At 73.3% G+C, this 21285-nt stretch carries 17 protein-coding genes and 1 pseudogene; 4 read left to right on the top strand and 14 right to left on the bottom strand.

Translation table 11 applies throughout. The annotated features are described in order from the left end of the window. The first annotated feature begins 56 nt into the window (after positions 1-56). Positions 57-1346 carry a citrate synthase gene (locus tag IH00_RS0121670; RefSeq protein ID WP_031076091.1) on the top strand — a complete coding sequence of 430 codons (1290 nt, stop codon included), beginning with the start codon at positions 57-59 and terminating at the stop codon, positions 1344-1346. Between the two features lie 369 nt (positions 1347-1715). Here the strand turns inward: IH00_RS0121670 and IH00_RS0121665 are convergent. The 3 genes and pseudogenes from IH00_RS0121665 to IH00_RS0121655 all read right to left on the bottom strand — a co-directional run. Then, positions 1716-4057 (bottom strand): annotated as a pseudogene (locus IH00_RS0121665) (copper-translocating P-type ATPase); the annotation flags it as partial. 140 nt (positions 4058-4197) lie between these two features. Beyond that, entirely contained in the window at positions 4198-4521 is a 324-nt protein-coding gene (locus IH00_RS0121660) for a heavy-metal-associated domain-containing protein (protein ID WP_031076086.1), read from the bottom strand. 82 nt (positions 4522-4603) lie between these two features. Next, the gene (locus tag IH00_RS0121655; RefSeq protein ID WP_052411549.1) at positions 4604-5296 is read right to left on the bottom strand and encodes a TetR/AcrR family transcriptional regulator; all 693 of its coding nucleotides are present in this window, start codon (positions 5294-5296) and stop codon (positions 4604-4606) included. A 168-nt stretch (positions 5297-5464) separates the two neighbouring features. On the opposite strand from IH00_RS0121655, the gene IH00_RS0121650 reads away from it, so the two are divergent. Next, positions 5465-7750 (top strand): MMPL family transporter, encoded by a 2286-nt coding sequence (locus tag IH00_RS0121650; protein ID WP_031076081.1) that lies wholly within the window; start codon positions 5465-5467, stop codon positions 7748-7750. 128 nt (positions 7751-7878) lie between these two features. On the opposite strand, the gene IH00_RS0121645 is transcribed toward IH00_RS0121650, so the two are convergent. The 10 genes from IH00_RS0121645 to IH00_RS0121600 form a co-directional block, all read right to left on the bottom strand. Further along, positions 7879-8538, bottom strand: coding sequence for a GNAT family N-acetyltransferase (locus tag IH00_RS0121645; protein ID WP_052411548.1), 660 nt, complete (start codon positions 8536-8538; stop codon positions 7879-7881). A 131-nt stretch (positions 8539-8669) separates the two neighbouring features. After that, positions 8670-8867: a helix-turn-helix transcriptional regulator gene (locus tag IH00_RS0121640; RefSeq protein ID WP_031076077.1), complete on the bottom strand. Its 198-nt coding sequence runs from the start codon at positions 8865-8867 to the stop codon at positions 8670-8672. Positions 8868-9120: 253 nt separating this feature from the next. Further along, positions 9121-10551: a hypothetical protein gene (locus IH00_RS39000; protein WP_031076075.1), complete on the bottom strand. Its 1431-nt coding sequence runs from the start codon at positions 10549-10551 to the stop codon at positions 9121-9123. A 69-nt stretch (positions 10552-10620) separates the two neighbouring features. Further along, positions 10621-11913 carry an MFS transporter gene (locus tag IH00_RS0121630; RefSeq protein ID WP_052411547.1) on the bottom strand — a complete coding sequence of 431 codons (1293 nt, stop codon included), beginning with the start codon at positions 11911-11913 and terminating at the stop codon, positions 10621-10623. Between the two features lie 8 nt (positions 11914-11921). After that, positions 11922-13256, bottom strand: coding sequence for a ThiF family adenylyltransferase (locus tag IH00_RS43420; protein WP_052411546.1), 1335 nt, complete (start codon positions 13254-13256; stop codon positions 11922-11924). Beyond that, the gene (locus IH00_RS0121620; protein WP_031076068.1) at positions 13249-15210 is read right to left on the bottom strand and encodes a B12-binding domain-containing radical SAM protein; all 1962 of its coding nucleotides are present in this window, start codon (positions 15208-15210) and stop codon (positions 13249-13251) included. Before IH00_RS0121620 ends, IH00_RS43420 begins: the two co-directional genes overlap by 8 nt. Beyond that, positions 15207-15989, bottom strand: a complete 783-nt coding sequence (locus tag IH00_RS0121615; protein ID WP_078887890.1) for a 2OG-Fe(II) oxygenase — start codon at positions 15987-15989, stop codon at positions 15207-15209. Before IH00_RS0121615 ends, IH00_RS0121620 begins: the two co-directional genes overlap by 4 nt. Before the next feature lie 118 nt (positions 15990-16107). Then, on the bottom strand, positions 16108-17517 hold the full coding sequence (locus IH00_RS0121610; protein ID WP_031076065.1) for an ABC transporter substrate-binding protein: 1410 nt from the start codon (positions 17515-17517) through the stop codon (positions 16108-16110). A 96-nt stretch (positions 17518-17613) separates the two neighbouring features. Beyond that, entirely contained in the window at positions 17614-17751 is a 138-nt protein-coding gene (locus IH00_RS42835; RefSeq protein WP_158827890.1) for a hypothetical protein, read from the bottom strand. A 432-nt stretch (positions 17752-18183) separates the two neighbouring features. Further along, on the bottom strand, positions 18184-19443 hold the full coding sequence (locus IH00_RS0121600) for a helix-turn-helix transcriptional regulator (protein WP_324615793.1): 1260 nt from the start codon (positions 19441-19443) through the stop codon (positions 18184-18186). A 196-nt stretch (positions 19444-19639) separates the two neighbouring features. Between IH00_RS0121600 and IH00_RS0121595 the strand changes: the two genes are divergently transcribed. Continuing rightward, the gene (locus IH00_RS0121595) at positions 19640-19912 is read left to right on the top strand and encodes a hypothetical protein (RefSeq protein WP_031076062.1); all 273 of its coding nucleotides are present in this window, start codon (positions 19640-19642) and stop codon (positions 19910-19912) included. Positions 19913-20064: 152 nt separating this feature from the next. Continuing rightward, positions 20065-20256 (top strand): hypothetical protein, encoded by a 192-nt coding sequence (locus IH00_RS0121590; RefSeq protein WP_031076060.1) that lies wholly within the window; start codon positions 20065-20067, stop codon positions 20254-20256. Positions 20257-20346: 90 nt separating this feature from the next. Here IH00_RS0121590 and IH00_RS0121585 read toward each other — a convergent pair whose 3' ends face one another. Beyond that, entirely contained in the window at positions 20347-21261 is a 915-nt protein-coding gene (locus IH00_RS0121585) for a sugar phosphate isomerase/epimerase family protein (RefSeq protein WP_031076058.1), read from the bottom strand. Positions 21262-21285 lie beyond the last annotated feature (24 nt).

Genomic DNA, 21285 nt, shown 5'->3' with positions numbered 1-21285 from the left:
TGGTAGAGACAGTCAGGGCACCTCGAAGAAGAGGCACTACGTCGGTGAGGGATGACGTGAGCGACAACTCTGTAGTACTGCGGTACGCGGACGGTGAGTACACCTACCCGGTGGTCGAGAGCACCGTCGGTGACAAGGGCTTCGACATCGGGAAGCTCCGAGCCCAGACCGGTCTGGTGACCCTGGACAGCGGGTACGGCAACACCGCCGCCTATAAATCCGCGATCACCTACCTCGACGGCGAGCAGGGCATCCTGCGGTACCGCGGCTACCCCATCGAGCAGCTGGCCGAGCGCTCCACCTTCCTCGAGGTGGCCTACCTGCTGATCAACGGTGAACTTCCCAAGGTCGACGAGCTTGCGGCCTTCCGGAACGAGATCACGCAGCACACGCTGCTGCACGAGGACGTCAAGCGGTTCTTCGACGGCTTCCCGCGCGACGCGCACCCGATGGCGATGCTGTCCTCGGTGGTCAGCGCCCTGTCGACGTTCTACCAGGACAGCCACAACCCGTTCGACGAGAAGCAGCGCCACTTGTCCACGATCCGGCTGCTCGCCAAGCTGCCGACGATCGCGGCGTACGCGTACAAGAAGTCGATCGGCCACCCGTTCGTCTACCCGCGCAACGACCTTTCGTATGTCGAGAACTTCCTCCGGATGACCTTCTCCGTGCCGGCGCAGGAGTACGAGCTGGACCCGGTCGTGGTCGCCGCGCTCGACAAGCTGCTGATCCTGCACGCGGACCACGAGCAGAACTGCTCGACCTCGACCGTGCGCCTGGTCGGCTCGTCGCAGGCGAACATGTTCGCCTCGATCTCGGCCGGCATCTCGGCCCTGTGGGGCCCGCTGCACGGTGGCGCCAACCAGTCGGTGCTGGAGATGCTCCAGGGCATCCAGGCCAGCGGCGGCGATGTCGACTCCTTCATCCGCAAGGTGAAGAACAAGGAGGACGGCGTCCGCCTGATGGGCTTCGGCCACCGCGTCTACAAGAACTTCGACCCCCGGGCGAAGATCATCAAGGCTGCGGCGCACGACGTCCTCTCGGCCCTCGGTAAGTCCGACGAGCTGCTGGACATCGCGCTGAAGCTGGAGGAGCACGCGCTCGCCGACGACTACTTCGTCTCGCGCAACCTCTACCCGAACGTCGACTTCTACACGGGTCTGATCTACCGGGCGATGGGCTTCCCGACCGAGATGTTCACCGTGCTGTTCGCGCTGGGCCGCCTGCCGGGCTGGATCGCCCAGTGGCACGAGATGATCAAGGAGCCCGGCTCCCGCATCGGCCGTCCGCGCCAGATCTACACGGGTGAGGTCCTGCGCGACTTCGTCCCGGTCGAGAGCCGCTGACGCCTGCGCCTCCCGCGGACGCGAAAGCGCCCCGCCTCCGATCCCCCCACGGGTCGGCTGGCGGGGCGCTTCCATATCCCGGAGCGGATTCCCCCCACGGGATCCGGGCCGGGCGTCTGCCGGGTTTCAGCAGAAGCTCGCGATGCGATCTGCCGGGGTACGTACGTACGGGAGGGCCGCTCAAAGCTCCCCGGTGCACGTGCCCCGGCCTACGCTTGCCTGGGACGTCCCCCAAGACATCCCATGAACGTCCCCCAAGACGTTCTTGGCATCGCCCATTTAGACTCGCGAGCCGTCCAAATGGTTACCCCCAAATATCTGTGATCTAGGTCTCTTTGTGAAGGTCTTGTGTGTCACGTGAAGGCAAACTCACGTGAACGACCGCAGACGAAGACTGTTAGTTACGACGAAAACGGACGAAAATGCCATGGTCAGTCCGGCGATCATGGGGTTCAGCAGTCCGGCAGCCGCCAGCGGCAGCGCCGCGACGTTGTAGCCGAAGGCCCAGAACAGGTTGCCCTTGATCGTGCCGAGGGTGCGGCGCGAGAGGCGGATGGCGTCCGCCGCGACGCGCAGGTCCCCGCGGACGAGGGTGAGGTCGCCCGCCTCGATGGCGGCGTCCGTGCCGGTGCCCATCGCCAGCCCCAGGTCGGCCTGGGCCAGCGCGGCCGCGTCGTTGACGCCGTCGCCGACCATCGCGACGACCCGCCCCTCCTTCTGGAGGCGCTGGACGACGTCCGCCTTCTCCTCCGGCAGGACCTCCGCGTACACCTCCTCGATCCCCACCTCGGCGGCGACCCGCTCGGCGACCGCCCTGCCGTCGCCGGTGAGCAGGACCGGCGCCAGGCCCAGCCCGCGCAGCCGCCGGACCGCCTCGGGGCTGGTCTCCTTGACCGCGTCCGCGACGGTGAGCGTGCCGCGCAGCCGCCCGTCCCAGGCGACGTGGACCACGGTGGCCCCTTCGGAGGGGCCCGCGGTGATCCCCGCGCGTTCGAGCAGCGCCGCGCGGCCGGCCAGGACCTCGCGGCCCTCGACGATCCCGCGCACGCCGAGCCCGGGCACGTTCTCGAAGCCCTCCGGCACGGGCAGGACGCCCACACGCTCGGCGGCGCCCGCGGCGACGGCGCGCGCCACCGGGTGCTCGGAGGCGTGCTCGAGACCCCCGGCGAAACGCAGCAGCTCGCGCTCGTCCGTGCCCTCGTGGACCTGCACGTCCCGGAGGGTCATGCGGCCGGTGGTGACCGTTCCGGTCTTGTCGAGGACGACGGTGTCGACGCGGCGCGTGGACTCCAGCACCTCCGGGCCCTTGATGAGGATCCCGAGCTGGGCGCCGCGCCCGGTGCCGACCAGGAGGGCGGTCGGTGTGGCGAGGCCCAGCGCGCAGGGGCAGGCGATGATCAGGACGGCGACCGCCGCGGTGAAGGAGGCGGTGGCATCACCGGTCACGGCCAGCCGGATCAGCAGCGTACCGAGCGAGACGACCAGCACGACCGGGACGAACACGGCGGAGATCCGGTCCGCGAGGCGCTGGACCTGCGCCTTGCCGCTCTGTGCCTGCTCCACGAGCCGGGCCATCCGGGCGAGCTGGGTGTCGGCGCCGACACGGGTGGCACGGACGACGAGCCGGCCGGAGGTGTTGAGCGTGGCACCGGTGACCGGGTCGCCCGCGGTGACGTCGACGGGTACGGACTCGCCGGTCAGCATGGAGGCGTCCACGGCGGAGGCGCCCTCGGTGACGACGCCGTCCGTGGCGATCTTCTCGCCGGGGCGGACCACGAAGCGGTCGCCGGTGCGCAGCTCGCCGACGGGGACGCGCACCTCGCGGCCGTCGCGCAGGACCGTCACGTCCTTGGCGCCCAGGTGCAGGAGCGCGCGCAGTGCGGCGCCGGCGCTGCGCTTGGCGCGGGCCTCCAGGTAGCGGCCGAGGAGGATGAAGGTGGTGACGCCGGCGGCGACCTCCAGGTAGATCACCGACGCGCCGTCCGCCGGGGTCGCGGTGAGGTCGAACCCGTGGCGCATGCCGGGCATGCCGGCGTGCCCGAGGAACAGGGCCCACAACGACCAGCCGAAGGCGGCGAGCGTTCCCATGGAGACCAGCGTGTCCATGGTGGCGGCGCCGTGCCGGAGGTTGGTCCACGCCGCCCGGTGGAAGGGCAGGCCGCCCCAGACGACGACGGGGGCGGCGAGGGTGAGGGAGAGCCACTGCCAGTTGTCGAACTGGAGCGGGGGCACCATCGCGAGCAGCACGACGGGCAGGCTGAGGAGGGCGGAGACGACGAGGCGCTGCCGCATCGAGGTCTCCGGCCCGGGGGCGGCGGGCGCGTCGGCCCCGGCGTCGCCGACGTCGTGGCCGGCGGCGTCGTGGCGGGTGGCCGGGCCTGTGGTGCTTGCGCTGCCTGCGAGGCGTGTGGCCTCACGGGGGCGGGGGCGTCGGCGGTGCGCGGGGCGGCCGGGGCGTCGGCGGTCTGTGGGGCCGCAGGGGCTGAAGAGGCCGAAGGCGCAGACCGGGCCGACGAGGCCGGCGGGGGCGGCGCGGGGCGCGCCTTCGCCGTGTAGCCCGTCTTGACGACCGTCGCGATCAGGTCGGCGACCCGCACCTCCGGCGGGTGCGTGACGGTCGCCTTCTCGGTCGCGTAGTTGACGGTCGCGGTGACGCCGTCCATGCGGTTGAGCTTCTTCTCCACGCGAGCCGCGCAGGAGGCGCAGGTCATGCCACCGACGAGGAGTTCGGTGGTCGCGGTCTCCGGGGTGCTCGTGGTGCTGGTCATGTGCGCTTCCAGGGGCGGGAGCCGGGCCGGCCGTCGTCACGGTACGGCCCGGCGAGTGAGCCGTTTCTCGCGGGTGTTCCCGCTCAGGCCTGGCCGACGAGCTCGTAACCCGCCTCGTCGACGGCCGCGCGTACCGCGGCCTCGTCCAGCGCGGCCTCGGACACCACGGTAACGCGACCCGTGGCCGCCTCCGCCGTGACGGAGGTGACGCCGGGGATCTCGGAGATCTCGCTGGAGACGGCGCCCTCGCAGTGCCCGCACGTCATGCCCGTGACCTGGTAGACGGTGGTGACCGCGCCGGCCGCAGGGGTCTGTGCCGCGCTGTCGTGGCAGGAGCCGGAGGGCGAGCAGCAGGAACCCGAGCCCGCGTCGGCCTGGGGAAGCTCGGTCTTCGTCTCGGTGGTCATGGCGTACTCCTCTGGGTCGGTCATGGTGCGCCAGGGGGCCGCGGGAAGGGCGGGACTCCCTGACACTCCTCACTGTATACCCCTAGGGGGTATGAATGCCAGGGAGGCTCGCGGTTGCGTCATGTCGCGGCGTCGTGCCGCGGTCCGCGGGTACGACGTGGCCGATGACCGGCTCCAGGTAGCGGAACATCACCAGCTTCAGCTCCCGGACGTACGCCTCCCGCTCCTCGTCCTCGTGGCCGATGACCAGGTCCAGGCCGGCCTTGAAGAGCGCGAACGCCATGCTCGCCGTGCGGGTCCGGTCGGCGGCGGGCATGTCCGGCAGGTAGTGGCCGAGCAGCTCCTCGACCCGTGTCAGCAGGGAGGCGTGCAGGGCGTCGTGCTCCTCGGCGATGCGGCCGGGGACGTCCGAGCCGTGCATGAGCGCGAGGAACACCGGATTGGCGCAGTTGAACTCGATCATGGGATCGAGGATCGCGTCGAGCATCTCGGCGAGCGGCAGGTCGAAGTTGGCCGGGGTGAAGGCCTGGCCGTGCGCCTCGCGCATCCGGTGCAGCAGCCGCTCGCCGAGCTCGACCGCGATGGCCTCCTTGTTCGGGAAGTACTGGTACAGCGTGCCGGGGGAGACGTGCGCCTCGCGGGCGATGGCGTTGGTGCTCGCCGCCGTGTAGCCGGTCGTGCGGAAGACGGTGGCGGCGGCGTCCAGGAGTTGTGCGATACGTCGCTCGCCCCGGGCCTGTCGGCGTCGCGGTTTCACTTCGTCCGGCACGTGCATCCCCAGCTTCCTCGAACGCGGTTGACAAATACGAGCGGGCGCTCGCATTCTTGGAAAACGCGAGCGATCTCTCGTGTTTGCCAGTGTATGGCGATGGGCGACCCGTGCCAGGGCCGCAGCTACGGCTGCGGCTGCGGCCACGGGTCACGGTGAAGGGGACACCGCGTCATGTCCGAAGTCAACCGACCACCCCGGCAGGGTGGCTGGACCCGTTTCGTCACCGCGCGCCCGCGGCTGTCGCTGCTGGTCGCCCTCGTGATCACGGCGCTGGCCGTGTTCGCCGGCAGCGGGGTGGGCGACCGCCTCGGCAGTGGCGGCTTCGAGGATCCGGCGGCCGGCTCGACGTACGCCACCGAGGCCCTGGAGCGCGAGTTTCCCGCCTCCCAGCCCAATCTGCTGCTCCTCGTGGACGCCGGGCGGGCGGGCGTGGACGACCCGGCGGTCACCGCCGCGGCGCGGCGTCTGGCCGAGCGGCTCGCCGCGGAGCCGGGCATCGTCGGCGTCGGCTCGTACTGGCAGACCCGTTCCCCCGCGCTGCGGGCCGAGGACGGGCACGAGGCCCTGATCGCCGCCCGGATCGAGGGCGACGAGAAGACCGCTGGCGAGACGCTGGAGCGGCTCGCACCCGCCTACCGCGGGGCGCACGGCCCGGTCCGGGTCTCCGTCGGCGGACCGGTCGCGGTGCTGCACGAGATGCAGACGGTCATCCAGGAAGACCTGCTCCGCGCCGAGCTGATCGCCCTGCCGGTGACGCTCGTGCTGCTCGTGATGGTCTTCGGCAGCGCGGTCGCCGCGCTGCTGCCGCTGGGCATCGGCATCGTCGCCATCCTGGGGACGAACGCGGTGCTGAGGGGTCTGACCGAGTTCACCGACGTCTCCGTCTTCGCGCTGAACCTCACCACCGCGCTGGGACTCGGACTCGCCATCGACTACGCCCTGTTCGTGGTGCGCCGGTTCCGCGAGGAGCTGGCCGGCGGCGCCGACACCGGAGCGGCCCTCGCCACGACCCTGCGCACGGCCGGGCGCACGGTGCTGTTCTCCGCGCTGACCGTGGCGGTGTCGCTGGCCGCGATGCTGGTCTTCCCGCAGTACTTCCTGCGGTCGTTCGCGTACGCCGGTATCGCGGTCGTACTGCTCGCGGCCGCCGCCGCGCTGATCCTGCTGCCGGCCGCGCTGCTGCTCCTCGGGCACCGGGTCAACGCACTGGACCTGCGGCGGCTGTTCGCACGGTCCCGGGTCCCCGGGCGGCGGAGGGCAACGGCGGAAGACACCCGTGTGCCGGCCGGGCAGGGCTCCGCGGAGGGTGCCGGATGGGGCAGGGCGGCGGCGCTGGTGATGCGCCGGGCCCCCGTCTTCGCGGTCGCCACAACCGCCGGGCTGGTCCTGCTCGGACTGCCTTTCCTGGGCGTGAAGTTCGGTACGGCCGACGACCGGCAGCTCCCGGCCGGCGCCGAGTCCCATGTCGTCCAGCAGCACATACGCGACGGCTTCCCGGGCAACCCGAGCGGCGGCCTCGACGTTCTCGCGCAGGGCCGGGCCACCCCGGCGCAGTACGCCGCGTACCGCGACCGGATCGCGGGTCTGCCGGGTGTGGCACGGGTGGACGGACCGGTGGTCTCGGGGACGTACGCCTACTTCGCGGTACTGCCGGAGGGAGAGGCGGTGGACGAGGACACCCAGCGGCTCGTCCGGGAGCTGCGGGCGCAGGAGGCGCCGTTCGACACCTCGGTGACCGGGGCGGCCGCCGTGCTGGTCGACTCCAAGGACGCCATAGCGGACCGGCTGCCCTGGGCGGTGGGCATCATCGCCGTGGCCACGCTCCTGCTCGTCTTCCTGCTCACCGGCAGTGTGCTGATCCCGGTCCAGGCGGTGGTGCTCAACGCCCTCAGCCTGACGGCGATGTTCGGCGCGGTGGTGTGGGTCTTCCAGGACGGCCACCTGTCCGGGCTCCTGGGCTTCACCGCGACCGGGAGCATCGAAACGACCCTTCCCGTGCTGATGTTCTGCGTCGCGTTCGGGCTCTCCATGGACTACGGCGTCTTCCTGCTCTCCCGGATCAAGGAGGAGTACGACCACACCGGCGACCACGACCACGCCGTGCGGTTCGGGCTCCGGCGCACGGGTGGGCTGATCACCGCGGCCGCGGTGATCCTGGCGGTGGTGATGATCGCCATCGGCACCTCCCGCGTCACCAACACCAAGATGCTCGGGCTGGGAGTGGCGCTGGCGGTCCTGATGGACGCGATGGTGGTCCGCAGCCTGCTGGTCCCCGCCGTGATGAAGCTGACGGGGCGCGCCACCTGGTGGGCGCCGGCCCCGCTGCGGGCCTTCCACGCCCGCTTCGGGATCAGCGAGGGCGGGATACCCGCCCCCGCGCGGCAGCCCGCCGGCGTCGCGCCGCCGGCTCCCGCGCGGGACGCGGACCGCGAACCGGTGGGGCGCCAGGTGTATTGATCACGAGCTTCCGGGACTTGCCGGGCTCGCGCGGCCCGGCGCGCACATCTTCCCCCGTAGCCCTTCGGGCACCGGGGGAGGCTCCCTCCTCCGCCGTGCATCCGCACGCACCGGAACCCGCTCCCTGCTCACTGATCCGGAAGGCAGGCCCCAGGGGGTGGACAGGGAGCGGTCTGGCCGGGGTGGCCGCGGTGGACGGCCCACTCCCGGTCCAGGACCGACATGGTGAGGGAATCGATCCACTCGCCCTCGTGCAGCAGGACCTCGCGTTCGACGCCCTCGTGGACGAAGCCCACCTTCTCGTAGACGCGCAGGGCCCGCGGGTTGAACGCGTAGACGCCGAGGGAGACCCGGTGCAGGCCGATGCCTTCGAAGCCGTGGGCGAGGAACATCCGGATCGCCTCGGTGCCGAGGCCGCGGCCCCGGCCCGCGCGGCCGACGAGGGTGCGGAAGTTGCAGCTGCGGTGTGTCTCGTCCCACTCGTTGAGGACCAGCTCGCCCACCACCCCGCCGGAGGCCCGGTCGACCAGCGCCAGATCGAGCCGGTCGGTCCGGTCGTTCCGGGAGCCGTACCAGGAGCGCAGGAAGTCCTCCGACATCTCCGGGTCGGCACTGGTGCCGGTGTACTTCAGGACCTCCGGGTCGGCGAGGATCTCCGCCATCACGGGGGCGTCGTCGGCGGTGAAGGGCCGCAGTACGACCTTCTCGCCGGTGAGCGTGGGCTTGATGGTGAAGTCGGCAGGGGAGCCGGCGGGGGAGTCGGTGACCGTCGGGTCGTACGCGCGCATACGGCGATCCTGTGCGGTCGGCGCGTCGGCGTGCAACGGATTTAGGCCCGCGCGGACCGGCCCCGCGCGGACCGGCCCCGCGCGGACCGGCCCCGCACGGGGGGGGCGGTGCGGGGCCGGAACGGCGGGCGTCAGGTCTTGCGCCCGCGATTGCCGGGGCGGCTGGCGACCCAGGCACGGACGGTGTCCGCGTACCAGTAGGGCCTTCCGCCTTCCACGTGGTCGGGCTGGGGGAGAAGGCCGTGCTTGCGGTACGACCGTACGGTGTCCGGCTGGACCCGGATGTGCGCGGCAATCTCCTTGTAGGACCAGAGTCTTCTGTCCGTCATCTGTGGCACCTCCCTGCGGGCGCCGCGGCGGCAGCCCTGGAGGGCCGTCGGGGGAGCCGCGGCGGGACGCTGGCGATCACTGAGCCTGTGCCCGGACAACGACACAGAGTGATCGGCGGGGAACGCCTGTTGATCTGCTGTGACGGAAGAGGCGCGGAGTGGAGACAAACGTGACGAGGGAGGGCTTCCTGTAACGGATGGGGTCATGGCGCCGCCGCGGGGGCGGCGTGCCGACGGGACCGGCCGGCCCGATTCAGGCGCGGGTCCCGGGCATCTCCGTCAGGGATCCCAGGCGCGTGCCCCAGAGTTCCTCGGACAGGGCGAAGCCGTTGGCCGCGCGTCCGGCGAGGCGGCGGTCGCCGTCGAGCAGCCCCGGGCCCGCGATCATGATGACGATGCTGCCGGTGTCGAGCGGGTCCTGCACCAGGCAGGCGTCGCTGTGCTCGTTCTTGCGGCTCAGGCGCAGCCGGTCACCGTCGGCGGTGAGCCAGCGGGCGCGCCCCGGCGAGGTGCAGGGGGTGGCCGAGTGCAGGGCGACGGCGGCGCCGCGCTGGCCCTCGACGGCGGTGAGCAGGACGCGTTCCACCTCATGGGCGGGGATGCCGAGATCGTGACCGCCCGCGACCGCGCCCTGGAGCAGACCCCACGGCAGCCCCGGGGTGGCGGTGGACATGACGCGGTGGGCGGTGTTGCCGCGCGGCAGCAGGTCGAGCGGGACGAAGCCGTTCGCCGTCTGCACGCCGCCGATGCTGAACGCGCCCCGGAAGCCGGTCTCGCGGTGCATCAGCGCGCCCACCCGTCGTGCCAGGTCCCGCATCCGGTCGCGGACGACCGGCGCGGGGTCGAAGTAGGTGGAGCAGCCGGCGTACACCAGCCGGGACGGCTCGGGCCCCTGCAGCACCAGCTCCTCGAACGGCCGCAGTACGACCACGCCGTCGGCCAGGACGAAGCCGTTGATGCCGCACGGCGTCCCCGCCAGGAACGGCGTCACCTTGACCTGGCGGCATTCCTGCGCGACCGCCGCCGTGGCCGCCGCGAACTCCTCCTCGTTCCGCACCCAGCAGGCCTGCTCGAAGGTGACCTGCACGCCGCCGTTCATGTCGCGGTACCAGACGGTGCCCTGCCCGAGGTCGAGACGCTCGTGCGCCGCGCGCAGCGCCTTGGAGGTGGCCGGGACGACCTCGGAGGGCAGCCGGTCGACACCCAGTTCGTCCCAGATCCGCTCCAGAGTGATCTTGTCCTCCAGCGCGGCCCAGGCGGGCGGGCGGCCGTCGGCGACCTGGCGGCCGTCCATCACGTCGTGGGTCACGTTGGACTCGGCGAGCACGATCGCGGTGCGGTCGGGGTCGTACGCGTCGAGGGCCTGACGCACGTGCGCGGGCGGGTCGGCGAGCAGCCGGTCGGTGGCCCGGGCGGTGTCGGTGAAGCTGACGGTGCCCAGCTCGGCGGTGGCCCAGCCGGCGACGCCGGCGGGGATGTCGCCGTGCCCGATGCCGTTGCCCAGGATGAACGGCGCCTGGGAGCCCATCGCCTCCAACGCCTTGACGCGCAGCCGGTACTGGGGGACGTCCCGTCCCAGCAGCACCACCTTGCGCCCCCGGTAGAAGCGGGCCACCGCTTCGGTCAGCTCCGCCCATGCGGGGGTGGGGGCCGCCGGGCCGCTGTTGGCTTCCTGGCTGTTCACGCCGTTTCCTTTCCTCGGTGGGGTTGTCCGTGTGTCTGGGTGGGGTGGTGCGCGGGGGCCGGGCGGGCGCTACGGCCGTGCCGTGCTCGCGGTGTCCGGGTCGTCCGCGGTGTCGTCGTCGGGGGCCTCCGGCAGCGAGCGCAGCTTCCGCGCCGGTCCGGCGAGCGGCCACAGGGCCGAGGCGAGAAGCCCGAGCGCGGACAGGACGAGGGTGTTGCGCAGCCCGAGGAGCCCGGCGCCGAGTGCACCCGCCAGGAGGGCGCCGAAGGGTTCGACGCCCCAGCTGATGAAGCGGACGGAGCCCGTGATCCGGCCGAGCATGTGGTCCGGGACCAGGGCCTGCTTGATGGTCTCGCTGAGGATCAGGTTCACCACCACGGCGAGCACCCAGCCGAACTGCGAGAGCCCGACGAGGACGAGCGCCCACGCCTGCCCCCGCCCCTCGGCGAGCGGGACCAGCAGTCCGGCGGCGCCGGGGGCGGCGTAGGCGAGAGCGAGGGGGACGCCGTAGCCGAAGCGCCGGCTGATCCAGGCAGCGGTGGCCGAGCCGAGGAGCGCGCCGACACCACCCGCCGCGCTGAGGACGCCCAGCAGGGCGGGGCTCATCCCCAGGGTCTTGACCACGTACAGCGTGTAGAGCGCGTAGAACATCGCGGTGAAGAAGTTGAAGTGGGCCGCGGCCAGGGCGAGGGAGCGCTGGACGGGATCGCGCATCAGCAGCTTGAGACCCGACAGGGCGGCCTGCAGGTGCTTCTCGCGCGGGCCGTCGGGGGCGGCGGGCTCGGCCCGCGGCAGACCGCGCAGGGCGAGCGCACTGGCGGCGTAGCTCACGGCGTCGGCCATGATGGCCAGCGGGGCGCCGAGGAACTGCACCAGGACGCCGGCGAGGCCGGGCCCGGCGACGTCGCCGACCGCCGAGCTGCCCTCCATCCAGGAGTTGGCGGGGCCGAGCTGCTTCTTGCCGACGAGCCGCGGCAGGTAGGCCGACATGGCGCTGTCGAACAGCAGGCTCAGCGCGCCGACGGCGAAGGTGACGGCGAGCAGCGCCCAGATGGTCAGCGCGTCCAGCAGCCACAGCACGGGGATCACCGCGAGAACCAGGGCGCGCGCCAGGTTGGCGAACTGCAGCAGGCGGCGGCGCTCGAAGGAGTCCGCCCACACTCCGGCGGAGAGGCCGAAGAAGAGGGTCGCGGCCGAGCCGGCGGCGCCCAGCAGGCCCATCTCCCAGCTGCCCGCGTCGAGGACGAGGACGGCGATGAGGGGTGTCGCGAAGTAGGTGATCTGGGAGCCCGCGAGGGAGAGGGTCTCTCCGGTCCAGAGCCGGAAGAAGCCGGTCTTCCGCAGCTCGGAGGAGATGGGCATGGGTGTCCTCAGCAATCGGTGGAGCGGTCGGCGGGGCGGTCGGTGGAGCGGTCGGCGGGGTGGTCGGTGGAGCGGTCGGCGGTCGAGCCGGCGGTCCGGCGGCCGGTCGAACGGTCCGCCGGGCCGGGCGCGGCCGGGCAGCGGCACCGGTCGGGACCGGCATGGCGTGTCGTACGCCCGGTGTCGAAGGCCAGTAGGCCGCGGGCCCCGAGGGTGGGCGCGTGCCCCGAGGCCAGCCAGCGCAGGGCGTCATGGGCGAGGAGGGCGGCGACGGCGGAGTTCGACGGTCCGAAGGAGTACGGGGTGGGTGCCGTGCCGGCGTCCTCCAGCCGCAATCCGTCGGCGTCGCACCGGGCGCGCCGGTCCTCCTCGAAGCACCGCAGGCAGTGACCGCGCGCCGGATCGAGGAGCGGTCCCCAGTACCCGCTGTCCAGTCCGACGGCGGCCGAGGTCATCGCCGTACCGCGTGCGGCGGCCCAGGCCCAGCAGATCCCGGTGATGCCGGCAGGCGTGTCGGCCCCCACCACCAGCAGGTCGATGCCGTCCGGCAGGGCATCGAGGTCCTCCGGGGCGAGGACGCGCAGGGGCAGCCCGGTGATCCGCGCGTCCGGGGCGAGCGCCCGCAACCGGGCTGCGGCGGCCGTCACCTTGGGCGTGCCCACGTCGTCGAGGGCGTACAGGTGCTGCCGGTTGAGGTTGTGGGTCTCCACCTCGTCGGGATCGACCAGCCAGAGCTCGCGCACCCCGGCGGCGACGAACTCCCGGGCGGCCAGCGCCCCGATGCCGCCGACGCCCACGACGGCGACGCGCGCGCCGTCGAGGCGGCGCTGCATCCGGACGGGCTCGGGGCCGAAGAGTTCCAGATAGCCGAGCTGCCGCTGGTGCGGGAGCCCCTCGTACGCACCGGGGTCGGGGGCGGGTTCGCCGGTGATCCAGCCCTGCCGGCCGAGCTCTCCCACGAGTCGCCCGAGCGCGCTCCGGGCCGCAGGCCGCGCCGTGCCCCCGCGCAGCCGGTCCACCGCCCCGGTCAGCCACTCCTGGGGGCCGCGCACCCGGAGCGCCTGCCGGCCCCGGCTGAGCAGCACTCCGCCGGGCACGGGCACCGCGTCCACGGTCGCCGCCAGCCGCACCCGTACCTGCTCACGCTCCGGCGCCTCCCGGCGCTCCGGTGCTGCCTGATGCACCAACAGCTGCTGCCGCACCGGTGCCTGCTGCCGCATCGGAACCTGCTGCCGCACCGGTGCCAGCGGCTGTTCCGGTGCCTGCCGTTGCTCCGGTCCCTGCTGCGGTACGTGGTCGGCCGGCCGTACCCCGGCCGGGCCGGTGCGACGGGTGTCAGTCACGGCCGGCCTCCGCGAGCAGCCCGGAGCGCCGGAGGTTGCTCACCAGGACGTCCGCGACCCGTTCCCCGTGGGCGGCCGCCAGCTCGCGCGGGGTGAAGGGGCGCCCGTCGAGCAGGTGCGTGAGCCGCGCGCGGGCGGCCGGCGGCAGGGTGATGCACTCCTTGGTGCGCAGGTTCACGGCGCGCAGCCGGCCGGTGGAGCCGCTGCCCCGGCCGACCGCCCCGCCCGGTCCTGACCCGCCCGCCGGCGCGCCGCCCCCGTCGGTCCCGCCCTCCTCGTCGGGCACGTAGAGGTCGAAGTCCTCGACGGGGATGCGCAGGGCGGTGTCCGGCGCGACCCGCACCTCGCGGGGTGCCGCGTCCGCGGTGCCGTTGACCCGGTCGGCGAAGGCGGCGTAGCGGCGGTGGATGTCGGCGCGCTGCTCCGGCGTCATCGCGGGGTCGGTGTTGGGCAGGTGGTTCAGGGCGTACTGGGATTGCCAGTTGCCCTCCTGAGGTGCCGTCACGACCAGGCCGAACGCTTCGGGGTCGCGGCCCACGCGCGAGGACCGGGTCGCCTCGAAGGGGAAGACGGACACGGACTGCATGCAGTGCGCGAGCCCCTCGACGTCGGCGAGGGCCTGCAGGGCCTCCTCGTAGGTGGTGGAGGGCAGGTCCGGGATGAGGTTGACGACGAGCTTCACACCCGCCGCGTGGGCCTCGCGCAGGAAGCGCAGGTTCTCCTCGCGGTCGGCGGACTTGTGCACCAGCTTCAGCACGCGCGTGATGGTGGTCTCCATCCCGACGACGAGGAACTCGCAGCCGGAGGCGGCCATCAGCCCCAGCAGCTCCCGGTCGAAGCGGCGGTCGACCATCACGAACGACGACCAGGTGATGTCCAGCTGCCGCTCGATCAGGAGCTTGCTCATCCGGCGTGCGAAGGCCGGCGGAATGGATTCGGTGACGAAACTGAAGCGCCGGGTGCCGTGCTCCTTCACCAGGTGCTCCAGCTCGTCCACGAACGCATCGGGGTGGCGGCCCCGGAAGGGCGGCGAACCGTCGTACAGCTCGACGAAGTCGCAGTAGTCGCACTTGCCCCAGTAGCAGCCGCGGGCCTGGGTGACGCCGAGGACCGGGTCCGACAGGCGGGCCATCGCCTCGGCGGGGAACACCGGGCGGGGCAGGGAGTTGAGGTTCGGACCCGGCGCCGGGTCCTTGGTGTGCGGGGTGCCGTCCGCCAGCAGGCAGGACACGCCGGGGACCCGTTCCGGCTCCCACGTCCCGGCCTCCGCCTGGCGGGCGAGCGACAGCAGCGGGAACTCCCCGTCGAACCGGACGACGGCGTCCACCTCCGGGAAGTCGGCGAGCAGCCGCTCCAGCTCGGGCACGAGCATCAGGCTGAGCGCGGGGCCGCCGAGCACCACCCGTACCGCCGGCCGGACGGCCTTGAGGCGCAGGGCCAGCAGGAGCGACGGTACGAGCTGGGGCCCCATCGGCACCGAGATGCCGACCAGGGTGGTGCCGTCGGGCACGGGCGGGCCGTCCTGCCCGGCCGCCCATCGCTCGTAGAACCGGCCGAATATGCCGTCGCCGGCGCTTTCCACGGCGCCGCGCCGCAGCGTCACCTCGTCCGGATCGATACGGAACGGCACCGCCAGCGCCTCCACGATCCGGCCCGTGTGCCGTCCCGCGCCGAACAGGTGCCGGCCGTCGGGGCCTACCAGCAGTTCCGGTTCGCGCAGCGCCCAGCGCGCCGCCGACGCGGTGTAGGAGTCGCGGGCCGCCCCGGGCACCCGCCCCTCCGCGAGCGGCGCCAGTTCCGCCGGGGCCAACAGGAACTCGGCGAAGTCCTCGTTGAGGTCGTGCTGCCACACCTCCAGGCCGCGGTCCTGGAGGAAACCCGCCAGGACGGCCGTGGAGGGATAGAAGCTGCCGAAGTTCGACTCGACGAGCGGCGGGAAGACCAGACCGATCACTGGCCTCCCTCCCATCGGGCTTCGTGGGCCTGGCCCAGGAGGTGCTGCCCGATGCTGACGGTGTAGCGGCCGGTGCCCTCGCCGGAGAACGGTTCGACCCAGTGCCAGCACTCCTCCCTGACCGGGATCATGGAGAAGGTGTTGAACAGCGGCTCGACCAGTTCGTCGGTGCCCGCCTCGTTGCGGAAGCCGAGCCGGCCGCCGGTGCCGGGGCGGTGGGCGGCGTCGAGGTAGAAGTTGACGGCCATCACGCGGCCCGGGAAGAGGTCCTGGTGGCGCCGGATGCGGTCGCCGTCCCGGTAGGCGGCCAGCTCCACGGAGGTGCGCGGCTCCAGCGGGAACCCGACGCCCGCGGTGATGAAGTCCCGCAGCGTGTCGGTGAGCACGCTGAAGGCGAGGAACTGCTCGATGGTGCGGCGGTGCTCGTCGGTGATGCTGCCGTTCTGGAGCGCCTCGCCCAGCGGGCGGGCCACGAAGTGGCAGGCGGCGCGGTGCGGGTGGTCCGCCCACTCGGCCTCGGGGATCTCCCGGCTGTCCCGCGAGTTGGTGTAGACGGTGGCGCAGCGCGACCACACCGGCAGCGCGCGCATCGCGGCGTCCATGGCTCCGGCCCACTCGGGCCGCAGGAAGTCGCGCAGGATGAACGGGCGGCCCGGTTCGGCGGTGTACCACTCGCGCATCTCCTGCCAGACCGCGGGCGTGAGGTGGCGCTCGTCGATGAAACGGCGGGCGCGGGCGAGCGAGGACTCGGGCATGGCGGGGGCAGCGGAAACAGTCATGTCGCCTTCACAATCGGGTCGGTGCGTCGGGTGCGCCGGACGGCGGTGGGGCCCGGCGGTGCGGAACCGGGCAGTGGGGAGCCGGGCGGTACGGGGCCGAAGGGCCGTACGGGGGCGGTCAGGGGTTCGCGGCGGTGGCCCGTGCCCCCAGGCCGAGCGGCGGTACGACCCCGCTCGGCGTCAGCCCGGCGGCGCGCACCCGGGGGCTCGCGAGGTAGTGGGCGCGGACCCGCAGCAGCGGCACGCGCGGCATCACGTACAGCCAGCGCTCCTCGGCCGCCAGCCATGCGGCGGTCTCCGCCGTCCCGGTGGTGGTCCGCGCCGCGTCGAACAGCCGGTCGAAGGGGGCATCCGTGAAGCCGGTGGTCCGGCTGTACGTACCGCCCGACGCCCACGGGCCCAGGAGCGCGGCCGGGTGGGGGAAGTCGGCGGTGGTGAGCGTGTAGAGGAGGGTGTGGTCACCGGTCAGGGCGGCGCGCACATAGGCGGGGTAGGGCAGGGCCCGTGGGCGGAGGTCGAGACCGAAGACCTGCCGCAGGCGGGCGCAGACCGCCTCCACGACGGTCCCGTTGGGCACGAAGTCCGCGTACGCCACCTCCAGTGGGCCGGCGCCCGCGCAGGCGGCGCGGACCGCCCGTACCTCCCGGGCACCGGGTGCGGCCGGCCGGGGCGGGGCGTCCCGTCCGAGCAGCGCGGCAACAGGTGCGGGAGCGGCTTCCAGGAGGCCCCCGGTGCCGGCCGCCAGCGCCTCGGGGTCGAGCGCGGCGGCGACCGCGGCGCGCAGCCCGGGTGCCCGGCGCAGTGCGGGCACCCGCCGGCCGAACTCCAGGCTCGCGAACAGCGCCATGGGCGCGGTGACCAGGTCCGGGTCGTGCGCATACCGCCCGGTGTCGGGCACGTCGAAGCTGGTGGTGGGTGTGGCGTGGACGAGACCGGCGCGGAAGGCGCCGACGGCCGCGTCCAGGTCGGCCAGAACCGGGAACGCCAGCTCGTCGGGGAGCCCGTCGGCCCCGGCGTACCGGTGCAGCCTGAGCCGGGGCCCGCCGTCCGGACCGGCCGGGGCAGGCGCGTACGGGCCGAGGACCGCGTCGGAGCCCGGCCGCAGCGGGGAGAACTGGGGCAGCGTCAGCAGCGGCGGGAGGAAGCCGGCGGGTTCGCGCAGCCGTATCTCCACACGGCCGTCGGGGAGCTCGGCCGCCGCGGCGTCGCCGTCGGCGAAGAAGCGGCCCGTCTGCCGGTCCCGTGCGGCGGCGTCCCGGACGCCCGCCACCAGGTGCTCGGCACGCAGCGGGGTGCCGTCCGACCAGCGCGGCCCCTCCGCCGGCCACATCCGCCAGCGGAGTCCGTCGTCCACCGGTTCGAGGCCGTACGCGGTGTGCGGCAGCGGCACGGCCGTGCCGGGTGCCTCGCGGTACGGGGTGGCCAGCACGGCCTCGGCGACCAGGCGCGCGTTGTAGTCGACCGGCCGTCGGAGGTCGTCGCCCAGCGGCACGGCGTCCAGGGCGAGGGCGAGGGCATCGGTGGGCATGGGTCCGTCCTCCAGCAGTGCCCGCCGCCGTTTCCGCCGCCCCCTGCGAGGGGCGGCGGAAACGGCGGACGGAGACCGTCTACCTTCGAGGTCCGCTTACGAGCGGTGCTTGACGGCGAGCAGGTCGTTCAGGGTCTCGCGGTCGAACTCCAGCTCCTCCGCGAGCACCTCCTCGGTGACCTCGACGGTCTGCGCGGCCTGCGCCTCGACGGTCTCGGCGATCTGCTGCGACATGTTCATCTCCTTTCGGACACAAGGGATCAGTGATCGACGGCCGCTCAGCGGAAGAGATCTTCCGTTCCCGGCCGGCGGAGTTCACTGTGCCTCCGCCGTGCCCGTGCAACCAGGGCCTTTGCGCGGCCCTATCCGGCCATGACCCGAACCGTCCGCCTCCGGAACCGTGTGCTCCGCCCACCGGACCGGTCGTTTCCGGCCGGGAGCGGGCGGGGTCCGCATGCGCCCGGCCCTCCGCCGCGGCGCCCCGGCGGGCCGCGGCGGCGGCACGCCCCGGCCGCCATGACCCCGGCCCCCGCCCCCTCCTCCGGCCGTCCCCGCCCGTGCGCGGTCAGGTCGTGTCCGTAAACGTCCTGTCCGCCCGGCGACGCCGGGCACGCACGCTCGCCGGCCCCGCCGGGCGGGGGGACGACGCTGCTTCGCGAACGCTCCCTACGCGACGTCCGCACGCCCGCCGGGCTGCTCGTGCAGCCAGCCGCGGCTCGCGGCGAGGGCGCCCGCCTGGAAACGGCTGCGCGCGCCCAGACGCTCCATCAGCGCGCTGGCGAGCCGGCGGGCGGTGCGGGGCGAGACACCGAGCCGCTTGGCGATGGCCTCGTCGGTGTACCCCTCCGCGAGCAGCCACAGCGCCATCCGCTCCTGGCCCGTCAGCCCCTGCGCGTCCTCCCGCCGCTCCGGCGCCTCGCCCAGCGGGACCGCGCCCTGCCACACCTGCTCGAACAGTGCGCACAGTGCGGCGAGGACGCCCGTGCCGGTCAGGACGGCGGCGCCCTTGGCGGAGTTCTCCGGGTCGACGGGGACCACGGCCAGCCGGCGGTCGACGATGATCATCCGGGTGGGCAGGGAGGGCACCGTCCGGACCTGGCCGCCCCGCTCGGTGAGCCAGGAGGCGTGCGCGACGGTCGCCGGACTGTTGCGGATGCTGTCCAGGTACACCGTGCGCATCCGCACCCCCCGGTCGAGGAGCTGCTGGTTGAGGGGCTGCGCGGCGACCCGGTTCTCCTCCGTCTGCGCACCGTCGGGCGCGAACGACAGCACTTCCTCGCGCACCTCGCGCGTGATCTCCGCCAGCCGCTGCCGTACGGTCTCCACCCCCAGCAGCACCTCGGCCTCGGCCTGCTCCTCGTACGGACGCATCCGGTGGTACTCGGCCGCGAGCCGTGCGGCCAGGGCCTTGGTCTCCGCCAGCCGCTGCTCCTGCGCGGCGAGTTCGGCACGCTGCTGGGCGAGCAGCGTGTCCATCCCCACCTCGGGGTTCACCGCGCGCATCGCGTCGGCGTCCTGCGCCGTGGGACGGACCAGCGCCAGCGCGCTCAGCCGGTCCAGTGCCCGCCGTATCCGCCCCTGGTCGCGGCCCAGGCGCCGCGCCAGCTCCGCCACGCCGTCGTGCGGGTGGAGCAGCATGGCCCGGTAGACGTCCTGCGCCTCGGGGTCCAGCTCGAAGCCCGCCCACTCACCGGCCGTCGTGCCCACCGCTTCCCCGTTCACCCCGTCCCCGTTCACCGCTTCCCCGGCCGCCGTGTCCGCGGCCGTCGCTTCCCCGTTCACCGCTTCCCCGGTCGCCGTGTCCGCGGCCGGCGCGGCCCGGGTGGCCGTGTCCCGGCCCCCCGGCTCCCTCTGCGTGTCCTGCATGCCCCCCGGCGTCCGTACGGGCCGGTCTTCGCCGCCGGCCCTGGTCGCGTCCTCTGCCACGCCTTTCCTTCCTTCCCGCCCCGGGCGGCGGCACGGCTGGTCTGTCCGTGCGGCATGCCCGTGTCCGGTGACACGGACTGCCCGGGTCCCCATGAGGAAATCCGATGATGACACGTGCGGCCTCTTCCGGTCCGGGCCGGAAGAGGCCGGGCTCGCGGCCGCCCGCGCTGCGCCACCACTGGCACAGTTGGCTCGCGTGTTCCACGTTCTTGTCGGGCTGTACGGCCCCGACAGCCGCCCTCTGCCCGCCGACGCCGTCGCCCGCCTCGTCGCCGCCGGCGTCGAGCACGCCTGCGCGCACACCGGCGCCGGCCCGGTCCCGTCCCTCGGCGTCTACCTCCACGCCCCTTCCGCCGCGGCCGCCGAACGCCGGGCCGTCCAGGCGTGCCGCACGGCCCTCTTCGGCTGGCGGATCGTGCACGTCCGGGCCACCGATCCGGCCGTACTGCTTGGACACCTTGGGCCATGACCCTTTGTGGCCAGGCCGTTGGTCTTTTCCCGCGCTCCCCGTCCGGCGGACACTCCTCCCCTGCACCGGTACGGCCGCTCCCGCAGCGTCGACGGCCGGCCGGTCGGCTCACGCCCGTTCGACCCGTCGCATCATTTCGGAAAGGCCCCCGCATGACCCGCACGATCAGCCGCCGTGCCCTCTGTGCCTCCGCCGTACTGTCCGCCGTGGCCACGGCCGTGCTCGCCGTCCCCGCGGCGGCGGCCCCCCACCCCGCACCCGGCGGCGCCCAGGTCAAGGCGCCGCACTCCGCCGGCCACGGTCACGGCCACAAGCCCACGCAGCACGACATGGGCTGGCAGTAGCAACAGGCAGCCGTCCACGGCACGCAGGCCCCGCCCGGTCCGCCCCGGGCGGGGCCTGCCTGCCGTGGACGGCCCTCCGTGGGGTGCCGATCAGGCCCCGCAGGACCGCAGGAAGCGGCGGGTGCGTTCGGCGATGGGGTACGGCTTGTCCGGCGGGCAGGGGTACATGTCCTGCTCCACGATGGCGAACAGCTCGACGCCCAGGGCCTGGGCCGCCGCCAGGACCGGTTCCAGCGCGGGGACCCCGCCCGGGGGTTCGCACATCACGCCCCGTGCGACGGCCGGCCCGAACGGCGTTCCCTCCGCGACGACCTCGGCGAGGATCCGGGGGTCGACCTGCTTGAGGTGGAGGTAGCCGATCCGCTCCCCGTACGTCTCGATCAGCTTGACGCTGTCCCCGCCGCAGTAGGCGTAATGCCCGGTGTCCAGGCACAGCGCCACCAGTTCCGGGTCGGTGGCGTCGAGGAAGCGGGAGACGTTCTCCTCGCTGTCGATGTGCGTGTCGGCGTGCGGGTGGACGACGACGCGCAGCCCGAAACGGTCCCGCACCTCCCGCCCCAGGCGCTCCGTCAGGCGGGTCAGGTCGCGCCACTGCTCCGGCGTCAGGGTCCGGTCCTCCAGCACCTGGCCCGTCTTGTCGTCCCGCCAGAAGGACGGGATCACGACGAGATGGCCGGCGCCCGCGGCCCGCGCCAGCGCCGCGTTGTCGGCGACGTGCGCCCAGGTCTCCTCCCAGACCGCTTCGCCGTGGTGCAGCCCGGTGAAGACGGTGCCGGCCGACACCTTGAGCCCGCGGCGCGCGGTCTCCTCGGTGAGCCGGACCGGATCCGTGGGGAGGTACCCGTACGGGCCGAGCTCGATCCACGCGTAACCGGCCGCGGCGACCTCGTCGAGGAAGCGTTCCCAGGGGACCTGCCGGGGGTCGTCGGCGAACCACACGCCCCATGAGTCGGGGGCGGAACCGATCCGGATGCGCGACAGCGGCGGAGGTGACAGCGGCGTCATGAGGGCCAGCTTGGTGGCGCCCGC

This window comes from Streptomyces sp. NRRL S-118 (assembly GCF_000716335.1).
GTDB lineage: Bacteria > Actinomycetota > Actinomycetes > Streptomycetales > Streptomycetaceae > Streptomyces.
Note: the sequence above shows the minus strand (reverse complement) of the source record. Positions and strands in the feature narration are given on the sequence as shown.